Annotated in this window: 8 protein-coding genes; 3 read left to right on the top strand and 5 right to left on the bottom strand. The window is 61.4% G+C overall.

The window, feature by feature from the left end; translation table 11 throughout:
• Nucleotides 1–25 precede the first annotated feature (25 nt).
• From AXG89_RS38300 to AXG89_RS38280, 5 genes are all read right to left on the bottom strand, one after another.
• Nucleotides 26–760 (bottom strand): Crp/Fnr family transcriptional regulator, encoded by a 735-nt coding sequence (locus AXG89_RS38300; protein ID WP_062002437.1) that lies wholly within the window; start codon nucleotides 758–760, stop codon nucleotides 26–28.
• 648 nt (nucleotides 761–1408) lie between these two features.
• On the bottom strand, nucleotides 1409–2212 hold the full coding sequence (xth, locus tag AXG89_RS38295; protein WP_086386694.1) for an exodeoxyribonuclease III: 804 nt from the start codon (nucleotides 2210–2212) through the stop codon (nucleotides 1409–1411).
• Between the two features lie 109 nt (nucleotides 2213–2321).
• On the bottom strand, nucleotides 2322–4406 hold the full coding sequence (locus AXG89_RS38290; RefSeq protein WP_119024810.1) for a putative bifunctional diguanylate cyclase/phosphodiesterase: 2085 nt from the start codon (nucleotides 4404–4406) through the stop codon (nucleotides 2322–2324).
• A gap of 193 nt (nucleotides 4407–4599) precedes the next feature.
• Nucleotides 4600–5502, bottom strand: coding sequence for a ketopantoate reductase family protein (locus AXG89_RS38285; protein ID WP_075360319.1), 903 nt, complete (start codon nucleotides 5500–5502; stop codon nucleotides 4600–4602).
• Between the two features lie 73 nt (nucleotides 5503–5575).
• Complete coding sequence (locus AXG89_RS38280) at nucleotides 5576–7984, bottom strand: transglycosylase domain-containing protein (RefSeq protein ID WP_442861793.1); 2409 nt, start codon at nucleotides 7982–7984, stop codon at nucleotides 5576–5578.
• A gap of 122 nt (nucleotides 7985–8106) precedes the next feature.
• Between AXG89_RS38280 and AXG89_RS38275 the strand changes: the two genes are divergently transcribed.
• The 3 genes from AXG89_RS38275 (at nucleotide 8107) to AXG89_RS38265 (ending at nucleotide 13847) form a co-directional block, all read left to right on the top strand.
• Nucleotides 8107–9258, top strand: coding sequence for a peptidyl-alpha-hydroxyglycine alpha-amidating lyase family protein (locus AXG89_RS38275; RefSeq protein ID WP_062002438.1), 1152 nt, complete (start codon nucleotides 8107–8109; stop codon nucleotides 9256–9258).
• Between the two features lie 402 nt (nucleotides 9259–9660).
• A complete protein-coding gene (locus AXG89_RS38270) occupies nucleotides 9661–11109 on the top strand; it encodes an autotransporter-associated beta strand repeat-containing protein (RefSeq protein ID WP_236873694.1) in 1449 nt (482 codons plus the stop codon).
• Nucleotides 11106–13847 carry an autotransporter family protein gene (locus AXG89_RS38265; RefSeq protein WP_236873693.1) on the top strand — a complete coding sequence of 914 codons (2742 nt, stop codon included), beginning with the start codon at nucleotides 11106–11108 and terminating at the stop codon, nucleotides 13845–13847. Before AXG89_RS38270 ends, AXG89_RS38265 begins: the two co-directional genes overlap by 4 nt.
• Nucleotides 13848–13912: the final 65 nt, after the last annotated feature.

Raw genomic sequence — 13912 nt, 5'->3', positions numbered from 1 at the left:
AGCACGACGCATGCCTGTAAGAGGCTTAGCTGACTTCTTCGGTCTGGCGGATGCGGGGCAGCATGCGGTCGAACTCGCGCTTGACGATGCCGTAGCATTCGCACGCACGCTCCTCCAGTCCCGCACGATCAAGCACCTTGATACTGCCGCGGCTGTGATGGATCAGGCCGGCATCGTGGAGTTTTCCTGCCGCTTCGGTCACGCCTTCACGGCGCACGCCCAGCATGTCCGCGATCATTTGTTGCGTGACTTGCAGATTGTCAGTCGGCGTACGGTCGATCTCGATCAGCAACCAGCGGCACAACTGCTTGGAGAGCGAGTGATGACGGTTGCACGCCGCGGTTTGCGCGACCTGCGTCAGAAGTGCTTGCATATAGAGAAGCATCAGGCGGCGCAGGAAGTCCGAGCGGCCGAACTGTTCACGCAAGGCCGATGCGCTCATGCGATAAGCGAAACCCGGGCACTGGACCTGGACGCGAGTGGGCATCGTGTCGCCGCCTGTCAGCACTGGAACACCCGTCATGCCTTCACGGCCGATGGCTGCGATCTCGACCGAACCGCCGTCTTCCATGGTGTGGAGAAGCGAGATGATGGCCGTCGTCGGAAAATACACATGCTGAATGCGCTGTCCCGAATCGCAAAGCAACTGCTCGGTACGAAGCTGAACAAGCTCGAGGTGGGGCGTGAGCGCTTGCCATTCGTGCGCGGGAAGCGCACCCAACAGATGATTGCCGTGCAGGTCGGACTGAAGGGTCAGCATGATGATCTTCTCTTTATATTTTTGCGCGGTGCGCCGTTTTTTTATTCCGGCCGGTTTCGCGTTTCGTGATGCATCTGACGGCATCAATCTAAATCCCGATTCCTGGCCAGCCCCGAAGCAGTTCGTGCCTGTCGTTTGTTTCTCTTTGTTTCAACATTAACGAGTGCTGCACCACATACTTAGCGAGGACCGTGCCAGAGAGCCTCAAACTCAATGCCAGCAAGGGCATAGCTGGGCTATACAGCAGCGCACATTCAGGGCGTAAAGGTTTACGTTTCAGTTTTGAACAGATCGGGACGGTCGCGCGTTTATCCGTCGGATTAATTCCTGCAATCACTTTTGTCTGCCAAATGCCTTGCCGGAGGCCCTTCGCGGGCTCCGGAATGCATGGAAATCGAGGCTTTCCCGGTGCAAAGCCTTGATAGGGAAGGCATGCGCAGGGCGTTTTTGAAAATGATGCAAAACTGTTCCATCAATATCGCGGGTAGCGGGCAAAGCATGCCCAATCGCCTGCGAATGGGCCGCAGGCGCGTGTTGAGATGGATGGAAGCCCTGCGCGCTGTGGTTGCGAGCCGGGCCGGAGGGCGGCATCGCAATGATCGAAAAATGTTGCGTTGTTGTCGCAAAGGCCTCAGGCCCCGCTTTTTCTCACTTCTTTTTCGCCGCCCTGCTTCGCGGTTTTGGGCCGAGTTCAATCCAGACTGGCGCGTGATCGCTTGCATGCGGCTGGTCGCGCACCCAGCGGTCGACGCCCGCGCCACGGAGCTTCGGCGCCAGATCCGCACTCAGAAGTACATGGTCGATCCGCAGGCCCGAATTCGTCTTCCAGTGTTCGCGAAAGTAGTCCCAGAACGTGTAGATGCGTTCGTCGGGATGCGTCGCGCGCAGCGAGTCCGTCCAGCCTTGCTCCAGCAGACGCGCATAGCATTCGCGGCTCTCGGGCTGCAGCAACGCGTCTTTCTTCCACGACCGTGTGTTGTAGATGTCTTCGTCGGTGGGAATGACGTTGAAGTCGCCCGCCAGCACCACCGGATGGCCGCTCGCATAAAGCGTCGCCGCATATTCGATCAGACGCTCGAACCAGGCAAGCTTGTAGTCGAACTTCGGTCCCGGCTGCGGATTGCCGTTGGGCAGATAAAGACAACCGATCAACATGCCGTCGACCGCTGCCTCTATATAGCGGCTATGGGTATCGTCCTCGCCGCCCGGCAAGCCGCGGCGGCTTTCAAGCGGATCGGCGCCCTTTGCGAGGATCGCCACCCCGTTCCACGATTGCTGACCATGCCAGATCGCGCCATAACCGGCTGCGCGGATTTCGTCGATGGGAAACGCCCCGTCCTGCGCCTTGAGCTCCTGCAGGCAAACCACATCCGGCGCTTCGCGCTCCAGCCACTCAAGCAAGGCGGGCAACCGCGACCGGATGCCATTGATGTTGAACGTTGCGATCTTCACGCTGGCGCCTCCCCTGGGGGTAACTGATTTCACGACCCTACGCAATCTTCAGGCCTTCCATCATCGCCATTCACGACGAACACGCAAGCGCTGTCCCCGTGGACCTGCGTCACACGTTCTGAGGCATCGCGCGCCCAAGGTCTTCGAATTCGAGGGCGGGCATCGGGCGTCCGAGCAGGAATCCCTGTAAGGAGTCGCACCCAAGGCGCGTCAGCAGATCCTGCTGCGCGTCGGTCTCGACGCCCTCAGCCACGATCTTCAGATTGAGCGTCTGTCCGAGCGCGATGATGGCCGCTACGATCGCCGCGTCCTCACCGCCGGCGACGAGTTCGCTCACGAACCCGCGATCGATTTTCAGCTCGCTCGCCGGCAGGCGCTTGAGATAAAGCAGGCTCGAATACCCGGTGCCGAAATCATCGATGGAAATGCGCACGCCAAGCGCACGCAGACGTTCGAGAATCTCGAGGCTGGTATCGACGTCACGCATGGCCGTCGATTCCGTGATCTCCAGTGTCAGCGCGTCGCCTTCGAGCTGATACCTTTCCAGCGCGCTCTTCACGGCCGGCACGAGCCGCGCGTTGCCGAACTGCAGGGCCGAGATGTTGACGGCCATCGTAAGCGTGGGACGCCCCGCGCGACGCCATTGCGAAACCTGCCGGCACGCTTCGTCGATAACCCATTCCCCTATCTGCACGATCAGACCGGTCCGCTCCGCGATCGGAATGAACGTGTCGGGTGGAATGAGGCCGCGTGTCGGATGATTCCAGCGCAGCAACGCTTCGACGCCCGTGATCGGTCCGCTCGGGGCGACGAATTTCGGCTGGTAGTGCAGGACGAACTGACGCCGTTTACGCGCGAGCCGCAGGTCTTGCAAAAGCGCAAGGTGATCTTCCGTGTGCGTATTCATTGCACCTTCGAAGAAGCAAGCCTGATTGCGGCCAACGGATTTCGCGTGATACATCGCGACGTCCGCGTTCTTGAGCAACACTTCGACTTCCTCGCCGTCACCCGGATACAACGCAATGCCGATGCTCACCGAGACCCGCAGATCATGTCCCGCGACATTGAACGGGTCGTCGATAGCCGAGACCAGCTTGTCCGCGATGATCGATGCATCGGCCGGTTCGCGCACGCTCGCGATCAGCACGAATTCATCGCCTCCTACCCGCGCGCACGTGTCCTGCAAGCGGACGTTGGCGCGGATGCGGTCGGCTGTCTGCATGAGCAGCAGGTCGCCGATGGCATGTCCGAAGGTATCGTTCACGCTCTTGAAACCGTCGAGGTCGAGAAACATCACCGCAAAGCACTGCTGGGTGGAATCAGCCAATTTGGCGGAATCGATCGCGGACTTCAGGCGTTCTTCGAGCAGCACGCGGTTCGGCAACTTGGTCAGGTTGTCGTGCAGGACCAGATACGACAACTCCTCGTTCGCTTCTTCCAGCGACGCCGAGAGCGCCGCGGTCTGCATCTCCAGCCGCAGGTCGAGCACCGACGTGATCAGCACGACGGCAAGCACGGCGATCGTCACGACGATGATCGGCAGCGCGAGCGTATCGTTATGCAATCCGCCACGCGCGGCGCCGCAAATCGAGCCCAACGGAAAACGCGCCGCCGCCATGCCGGTGTAGTGCATTGCTACGACGGCCCCGCCCATCACGAGCGCGGCGCCGACCCGGTAGCTGCGCACGCGCGAGCTGTAGGCGCGCAGCCGGAACGCAATCCACAGCGCCGCGCCGGCGGCCGTGACGGCGATTGCAACGGAAGCGGCGACCAGCGCCGGGATATAGACAATGCCCGGTTCCATCTGCAACGCGGCCATGCCGGTGTAGTGCATCGCGGCGATGCCACCGCCCAGCAGCAACGCGCCGAGGACGAGGTGCTTGCCCGGAAGATTGTCCCGGCTGGCGATCCACAACGCGAGCAACGATGACGCAACCGCGATCAGAAGTGATACCACGGTCAGGCCGAAATCGAACCCGAGCTTGATCGGCAGATGAAAGGCGAGCATGCCGACGAAGTGCATCGACCAGACGCCGAGACCCATTGCAAGCGCGCCGCCGCACAGCCACCAGCGGGCGGACACGCGCCCGGCGCTCGAGATCCGGCCGACGAGGTCAAGCGCCGTGTACGACGCCAAAACGGCGACAATAAAAGAGAACAGCACCAGCAGGCTGTCGAAACTCCCCACTAACATTGACATGCTCCGGATCGACGACGTAAATCCCGACGCGAGAAAGTCAGGTATGCGTTCGTTTAACGTCTGAAAAGGCCCGGACTTTATGGCGAATTACATCTGCCTTCAAAGATTGGCCAAAAATTCCTGCATATCGAGCTTATGTCCATGTGGAACGTCCAAGGATGCCGGTTCGGACGTGTTTCGACGTGGATCAGGCGCGGCTGCCGTACTTCGTCTCGATGACCTTCACGAGCGCGTGCAGCACGCGATTGGCCGGCGTGGCGATGCCATGCGTTTCCCCCAGCCGCACGATCAACCCGTTCAGATGATCGATCTCGCTGGGCTTCGAACGCGCGACGTCTTGCGCCGTCGATGAATATTGCGTCGGCATCTTCTCTGCGATCATGCGCACGGACGCATCGACATCGCCGGGAATGGTGATGTTTTCCGCCTTCGCGACTGCGAGGCATTCCCCGACGATATCGCGCATGCACGCCTGGATGCTTGCGTTCCCGGCGAGGGGTCCATAGGGCAGCTGCGCGATCGCGGAGAGCGCGTTGTACGCGCAGTTCAGGATCAGCTTGGCCCAGAGCGCGCCGCGAACGTTGGGGGAGATTTCGGTGGGGATCTGCGCATCGATCAGCTCGCGGGCGACAGCTTCGCTTTTACTCGATGGCTCGATCACCAGGTCGCCGCGCCCGTGATGCCGCACGTGACCGGGACCTTCCATGCCGGCCGCCACATAGACAACGGCCGCAGCCACTTCCTGCGCTACGACCGTGCGCACGCGGTCGGCGTTATCGACGCCGTTTTGCAGGACGAGCACCAATGCATCCTTGGCGAGATGCGGTTTGATTTCCGCGGCGGCGCTTTCGGTATCGGTGGATTTGACGCAGAACAGCACGAGCGATGCACCTTCGACCGCACTCGCCTCGCTGCTCGCGGTCACGCGCACGTGTTCGTCGAAGGTCAGGGTCTGCATGCGCAAGCCGTCACGCGTGATCGCCTCGACGTGATTCGGGCGGCCGATCAGCGTCACCTCATGTCCTGCTCGCGCCAGCATGCCGCCGTAATAACAGCCGACTGCGCCTGCACCCATTACTGCTATTTTCATCGTCGTAATCCGTCTGTCGAAAGTGATGCGGGATTTTCCCACAGTTGCGATGACGGGTTACGGGAGCCCCTTGCTAAGGCGCCGCCGATGCGCTCGCCGGGTCGATGGTCGGCGCCAGGTCCGGAACCAGCCCGGCAAAACCTTCGTCGCGTATGTCGCTGGGCTCGGAGTGCGGCGGCTGCAGGATGGGTGGCTGCGGGGCTGATGAAGATGCCGGAGCCTTGGCCACGACCGGAGGCGCAGTCCGGCGCGGCGGATTACGCTTCACAGGCGCGGCCTTCGGCTCGGGCTTCGGCGCGAACACGCGTTGATACCAGTCTTGCAAGCGGTTGCGCATCGACTCGAAGAAGCCGGTTTGCGGTTCCATCACGAAACGCTCGCGCGGATCGATCATCCGGTTTCTCAACGAGCGCTGGAAGAAGTCACCGACGATAGGCAACGCACTATGCGCGCCCTGCCCCCAGTAGTCGCTGCGCAGCGTCACGCGGCTGTCGTTGAAACCGACCCACGCACCCGCAACGAGTTGCGGATGCATCAGGATGAACCAGCCATCGGCGTTGTCCTGCGTCGTGCCGGTCTTGCCTGCAACATCGGCGCGAATGCCGAAGCGGTTCCGGATGGCCGTGCCCGTCCCGCGATTCACCACGTCCCGCATCACGTCGAGCAGTTCATGATCTGCGGCTGGCGAGAGCGCCTGCTCGGGTTTGTTCGGCGCAAATTGCGCAAGCACCTCGCCCTTGCGGTTTTCGATACGCGTCACAAGCATCGGTTCGATACGCGCGCCGCCATTGGCGATCGTGCCGTAAGACGCGACCATCTCCTTGAGCGTGACGGGGCTCGTGCCGAGCGCAAGCGACGGCACCGCGTCGAGCGGGCTGTCGCGCACGCCCATCGCACGTGCGAGTCTCGCGACCTTGTACGGGCCGACGTTTTGCACGAGTTGTGCGGTAATGCGGTTGCGTGAGTAAGCAAGCCCGTCGCGCAACGTCACGGGCTGTCCGCTTGGCGGCGTTTCGTCGTTCGGACGCCAGATTTCTCCGCCGGCAAGCGGAATCTCGACGGCTTGATCGACAAGGGTATCGTCCGGTTTCGAGCCCTGCGCAAAGGCCGCGCCGTACACGAAAGGCTTGAACGTGGAACCCGGCTGGCGGCGCGCCTGCTGGACGTGATCGAACGGATCCGTGCTGAAGTCGCGACTGCCGACCCACGCCTTCACTTGCCCGTTACGTGGATCAATGGCGAGAAACGCCGCCTGCACACGCGTTTTGTTGTCGCACAGCGCCTGCATGAAAGGGCGATCAGCGTTGAGATGCTTGATGATATCGGCATCGGTTTGTCCGGCATCTTTCGCCGCGCGATACTGCGGCGTCTCGCGCACGAACGCGCGGACCACGTCGGCATTGCCGCCATTGCAGCCGCTGCGCGCGCCCCACGCGGCATTGGCGATCGGCTGAAGCTGGTTGCCTTGCCAGATGACCGCTTGCGTCGCCATGGCCTGCAGGCGTGAATCGATGGTCGTACGCACTACCAGTCCATCCGAATAGATGTTGTAGTCGTTGCTGTCGGCCCAGTCGATCAGCCACCTGCGCAACTGCTGCGCAAAATGCGGCGCGCGGCCGGGCGCCTCGACCTGCCGTTCAAAGTCGATACGCAATGGCCGGCGCCGGAGCGTTTCATAAGCGGCCGGCGACAGATGCCCGAACTTGACCATCTGCGCAAGCACGGTATTGCGGCGCTGCACGGCGCGCTCCGGATTGATCACCGGGTTGTAGTAGCTATTGCCCTTGAGCATCCCGATCAGCGTGGCGCTTTCGAGCAGATCCAGATGGCCGGCGGATTTATCGAAGTAAGTACGCGCCGCCATTTCGATGCCATACGCGTTGTACAGGAACGGCACCGTGTTCAGATAGGTTTCGAGGATCTCGCTCTTGGTATAAAGCGCTTCGATCTTGAGCGCGGTGATCGCTTCCTTGAGCTTGCGTGTGAGCGTCTGCGAACGGCCGATCTCATCGGGATAAAGATTGCGCGCGAGTTGCTGAGTGATCGTCGAGCCGCCCTGGCGGCTGCCGGAAAACGTGTGCAGCGCAGCGGACCCGGTGCGGCGCCAGTCGAGGCCGTGGTGCGTATAAAAGCGATGATCCTCGGTAGCGATCAGCGCATCGATCACGTTCGGCGAGATATCCGCAAGGTGCACCCATTCACGGTTGGTCGGGCGAAACTCGGCGAGCAGCTTGCCATCGGCGGAATAGAGTTGAGCGGGTTGCTCGATCTTGGCACGACGCAGATCCCCGATGCCCGGCGTAAAGGGGATCAGCAACAGCACATAGAGCAGCGCGACTGCGGGAATGGCCACGAGCGTGCGAACCACGCCGCGACGCGTGGGACGGCGCAAGTGCGCAATGCGCATAGCGGCATACGGCTTGATCCAAGCGGCCAGCTTTGAACCGGAATGTCGAAGAACAGAGAGGTCTAAACGGTTCACACTGGCTTACCAACAGCTGACGAAGGCTGAATGCTATCAAAATGCCGGCGCCGTCCCGCATAAGCCACGAGCGGGTTAATCGGATTAGCATAGGCCTGCGTTCAAAAATGGAGACAAACGCAATGAGCCAATATCACTCGATGTCCTGCCCATGCTGCGCAATTGAAGAGCGCGGTCTTGATCGACGAGGGTTTATCCGGCTGGCGGGTGGCGCCGCCGCGGCGCTGGCGCTCATGCCGCTTTCGGCCCGCGCGCAGGAACAGACAGTCCCGAGCATTGCTTTCGATTCCATTCCGAACCCCGTGCATCTTCCCCGCGATGTTTTCTTCGGTGAATGTTCCGGCGTCGCGCTGAATTCGCATGGCCACATCTTCGTGCTGTCGCGCGGCAATACCACGGGACCCGCTTACGCCGCAGCGGCCGCGCAACTGCTCGAATTTGCGCCGAACGGAAAGTTCATCCGCGAGATCGGCCATAACCTCTATGCGTGGTCGTTCGCCCATAGCGTGAAGGTCGACAGACAGGACAACATCTGGGTGACCGACAAAGGCTCGGACATGGTCATCAAATTCACGCCGGAAGGCCGTGTTGCGATGGTGTTCGGGCGCAAGCAGGAAGCCGCCGACGAAGAAACCGGTCCGCTCAAGCATCCGAACCCGCCGCTGCCGTCAGAGCCGGGCCGCTTTCGCCAGGTTACCGATGTCGCCTGGGACGACGCCGGCAACACCTATATCAGCGATGGCTATATCAACTCGCGCGTCGCCAAGGTCGATCGCGATGGCAACTGGCTCAAGTCGTGGGGCGAACGCGGTACGGGTCCGGGTCAGTTCCACACGCCGCACAGCATCGCGCTCGATGCCGAAGGCCTCGTGTACGTTGCGGATCGCAGCAACCGCCGCATTCAGGTCTTCGACGGCGAAGGCAATTTCCAGCGGCAATTCACCATCGATGTCCCCGTCCCGCCTGGCGCCCGCGCGGCGATAGGCTATGCGCCGGATGAAGCGGCCATTGCGGCCGGGACGTTTGCGCCGGGCTCGCCGTGGGCGATTTGCATATCGCCGGGACCGAATCAGGTTTTATACAGCGCGGACGCTTTCCCGGGGCGCATCTACAAGATGACACTCGAAGGCAAATTGCTCGGCGTGCTCGGCGAGTCCGGCAAGCAGCTCAAACAGTTTGGATGGATTCACCAGATGGCGTGTCCGTCGGAGAACACGCTCTTTGTGGCCGAGCTGCTGAACTGGCGCGTGCAGAAACTGGTTTTGCATGCGTGATGAATAGCCAGGAATAGCCAGTGATCGAACCGGGGCGAAAGGCGCAAGGTCACCGCCCTGACTTAAAAATCGGATTATCGGTATACCGATTCTCCCTTATATCGCACTCGGGATTTCACCGGGTCAGCGGATTTATTACCGCGTTAATCTGCATCGAGAAGTAATTATTATCCATTTACCGCGAAAAAACGTAAGTATTCTGTATTAATTTTCGACTTTCATAAAAATTTGTATGATCAAATTTTATTACCTATTCTTTTCGTAAATTATAACTATTGACCCAATCAAACCGGGGCTTTGTAACCGAACCTTGAAGGCAGGCTACTTGGCATGCGTATTGATCCTTCCGCGATTCCGTTATTCGAAAATCCTTCAAATCTCAATCAAAAAGAGCTACACGTCTTGTCTACCGGGGCACATTCGCGGGTGTCCGCTACGTGGCTTGCGGTCTTGGCCAACATCGCGCTGCTGCCGTTGCCGGTCTTTGCAAATTGCACCGCATCAGGAACGGCTACGAGTTGTGACACCAGCGCGCCTTCGCCGTGGCAGACCACGATCGGCACAGGCCCCACTGCCGCCACCGGTTCGTCAGTTCTGGTCGGGCCGAATGCGCAGGTCATTCTCGGAGACGCAACAGCAATTGCGCTCGCCGACAATGCGAACATAACCGTGCAATCAGGTGCGCTGGTGCAAAACAGCGCGCGGACCTCCGGAGGCACTTATGGAACGGGCGGCAACACAATCGATTTCCGCAACAACGGCACGTTGACCGTTCAGCAAGGCGGGTCGGTTATATCGGCGGGTACACAGGGATCGGCTGAGGCGGCGAATCCGGAAGGCGCCGGCAATACGATCGTCAATAACGGGACAATACGCGGGATCAATTCGGCCGCTATCTGGTTTCAGAATACCAGCGGGCTGAATACGGTAATCAATAACGCCACCGGGGTAATCCAGGCCCCGAGTAACGTGATAGGCAGTTCCGGCAATGGCGCGGTCGATTTCACAAATCGCGGCCAAGTGATCGGCAACCTGATTTTCGCAGGCGGCAACGACACATTGCGCCTTTACACGGGTTCCAGCATCAGCGGCAACTTCAATGGCGGCGGCGGCAACAACACAATTTTCCTGAGCGGGGAAGGGACCGCGACCTTACCCGGCAACATGGTGAACTTCTCTTCGCTGATCAAGAACGACACCGGGTTCTGGACGCTGAGCGGCACGGTGACGGGCGTGACGATCGCGGATGTCCAGCAAGGCACGCTTGCACTCACCGGCAACAACACGAACTACACGGGGAAAGTGCTGGTCGAACCGGCCGGCATTCTGCAGGCTCGCGCGCAGAGCTTGCCACCAGGCGTGACGGACAACGGGCTCGTCCGTTTCGCCCAACCCGACGACGGCACGTATGCCGGCAGTCTGAGCGGCACCGGCGCCGTCGAGAAGACGGGGGCCGGCGTGTTGACCCTCGCGCCAGCCGTGGCGGGCGGAAACACCTACTCCGGGGGCACTACGATCACTCAGGGCACCGTTGCCATCGGGGCGGACAATGCGCTCGGTGCCGCCAACGGCGGCATCACCTTCAACGGCGGCACGCTGCGGTTCAACCAAAGCGTGGACCTTGCGGGAACGCGGCCGGTCTCGATCAATGCGCCGGGTGGAACTATCGATACGCAGGGATTTTCATCGACAGTCGCGCAAGGCATTTCAGGACCGGGGGCGTTGACCAAGGCCGGGAGCGGCACGCTCGCAATGACCGGTGCTAACACCTATGCGGGAGGAACGACGATCGCGGCCGGGACGCTCCAACTCGGGGCTGGGGGACTAGCGGGAGCATCGAGGGTGATGTGATTGACAACGGATCGCTCGTCTTCAACCGCTCCGATGCCGCTACGTTTTCCGGCGCGATCTCCGGTACAGGGTCGGTCGGGCAGGCAGGCGCCGGCGCTACGACGCTTACTGCGAACAACACGTACACGGGCGGCACGACCATCGCTGCAGGCACGCTTCAACTCGGCGATGGCGGTACATCGGGAAGCATTGTCGGCGATGTGAACAACAACGGATCGCTCGTCTTCAATCGCTCGGATGCCACGACGTTTTCCGGCGCGGTCTCCGGTGCAGGTTCGGTCACACAGGCAGGCGCGGGCACCACAACGCTTACGTCGAGCAACACTTATACCGGTGGCACGACCATCGCTGCAGGCACGCTTCAACTTGGCAATGGCGGTACATCGGGGAGCATTGTCGGCGATGTGAATGACAACGGAACGCTCGTCTTCAATCGCTCCGATGCCACGACATTTTCCGGCGCAGTCTCCGGCACCGGTTCGCTCGCGCAAGCAGGCACGGGCACAACGACGCTTACGGCAAACAACACGTACACGGGCGGAACGACCATCGCTGCAGGTACGCTTCAACTCGGCGATGGCGGCACGTCGGGAAGCATTCTCGGCGATGTGAATGACAACGGATCGCTCGTCTTCAATCGCTCCGATGCCATGACGTTTCCCGGCGCCATCTCTGGCACAGGTTCGGTCACACAAGCAGGCGCGGGCACAACGACGCTCACCGCGAACAACACGTACACGGGTGGTACGGCCATCGCCGCAGGCACGCTACAACTGGGCGATGGCGGTACATCAGGCGGCATCGTAGGCGATGTAGCCAACAACGGATCACTCGTCTTCAACCGCTCCGATGCAGTGGCATTTGCGGGCGCGATCTCGGGCACGGGTTCGGTCACGCAGGCCGGCCCCGGCACCACCCTGTTCACCGCCGACAATCCGTACAGCGGCGGCACCACGGTCGCGGCGGGAACGCTTGCCGTCGGTGACGCGCAACACCTTGGCGCAGCGCTTTCCGGCGATGGCAGCGTGAACGTGGCGAGCGCGGGCACGCTCGGAGGCTACGGCAGCGTCACGGGCAATGTGACGAACAACGGTACGATCGCCGTGGCCGATGCACTCCCCGCTTTCGCCAGCTCAGGCAACGGCGCGTTCACCATTAACGGAACCTTCACCAACGCAGGGCTGGCCGCCGTGGGCGGCGCGGCCGTCGGCAACCGGTTGAACGTGACGGGCAACTACATTGGGGCGAACGGCACGATTGCGCTGAACACGGTGGTGGCGGGCGACAATGCCGCATCCGACAGACTGGTGATCAGCGGACCGGCATCGACTGCGACGGGAACATCGGCGCTCAAGATCAACAACGTTGGAGGCGCTGGCGCGGGGACACTCGCCAACGGCATCCAGGTAATCGAAGCGAACAACGGAGCCACCACTGACCTGAGCGCGTTTCGCCTTGCCAGTCCGGTGAAAGCGGGCGCGTATTCGTACTACCTTGCGAAAGGTGGCGTCTCGGACGGCACCGCGCAAAACTGGTATCTGCGTAATACGATTGCGCCCGCTCCGGTAGCGCCTGCGCCCCCCACCACACCCGCGCCCCCCGGCACCCCCGCACCACCTTCCACTGCGCCGTTGCCGGTGAATCCGTCGCTGCCAGTATCCGCCGCCAACCCGCTTGCGCCCGCCGATACCCCCATCGCCGCGCCCGGGACTCCGCCAACGCTGCTCGCGGCGCTCAGTCAGGCAGCTGCGACGCCGGCCACCGCCGCAGCCCCGGCTGCGCCGGTGTACAGGCCTGAAGCGCCAGTGTATGCGGCGATTCCCATGGTCGCGCGGCAGATCGGCATTGAACAGATCGGTACCTTCCACGATCGTCAGGGCGAACAGTCCCTGCTCGACGAGAGCGGCACATTGCCGGCGGCGTGGGGCCGCGTGTGGGGTGGTCACACGACGCAAAGCCAGGACGGCGCATTGAATCCGGAGTTTTCCGGGTCCATTTATGGCGCGCAAGCCGGACACGATATCTACGCAGATTCGACGCCGGGCGGGCATCGCAATCACTACGGGTTTTTCGTCGGCTTCACGCGCGCAACGGGCGATGTCAACGGTTACGCACTCGCGACACCCAACCTCGATGTCGGCCATCTCGCGGTCAACGGTTACAGCCTTGGGGGGTACTGGACGCATATCGGACCCGGCGGCTGGTACACCGACGCGGTGTTGATGGGCACATCGCTCACCATTGATCCGATGTCCCACGATGGCGTCGGTGTGAGCACGCATGGCCACGCGCTCAGCGGTTCACTGGAAGCCGGTTTGCCGATTCCGATTGCGTACGGTCTGGAAGTCGAGCCGCAGGCACAGATCATCTGGCAGAACCTCTCCATCAACGATCTGAACGACGGCGTCTCGACGGTCTCGTTCAAGCACGGCAACACGTTTCTCGGGCGGCTTGGCGTACGGCTGCAAGGGACTTACACCAACGCCATTGCCACGTGGCAACCGTATTTGCGTGTATCGGTATTGCGGAATTTTGGTGCAGGCGACGATGTGAGCTTCGCCGGCACGACGACGTTGCCAGGATCCGTGGGGCAGACTGCAGGTCAGGTTGGTGCAGGACTGGTCACGAAGGTGAGCAAGTCTGCCAGCGCTTACGCGACGCTCAGTTACCTGACCAACCTCGGCGGTTCGCATCAACGCACGATCGAGGGTAATGCCGGCGTTCGCTGGTCCTGGTAAGGTGTGGCGGGCTCCCCGCCGGGGCATGGGCTTCGGCGGGTATCGGGCATTTCAGGCCCGCGTCG

Source organism: Burkholderia sp. PAMC 26561 (assembly GCF_001557535.2).
Classification (GTDB): Bacteria; Pseudomonadota; Gammaproteobacteria; order Burkholderiales; family Burkholderiaceae; genus Caballeronia.
The sequence above is the reverse complement of the archived record's forward strand: the minus strand, read 5'-3'. Positions and strand labels throughout refer to the sequence as shown.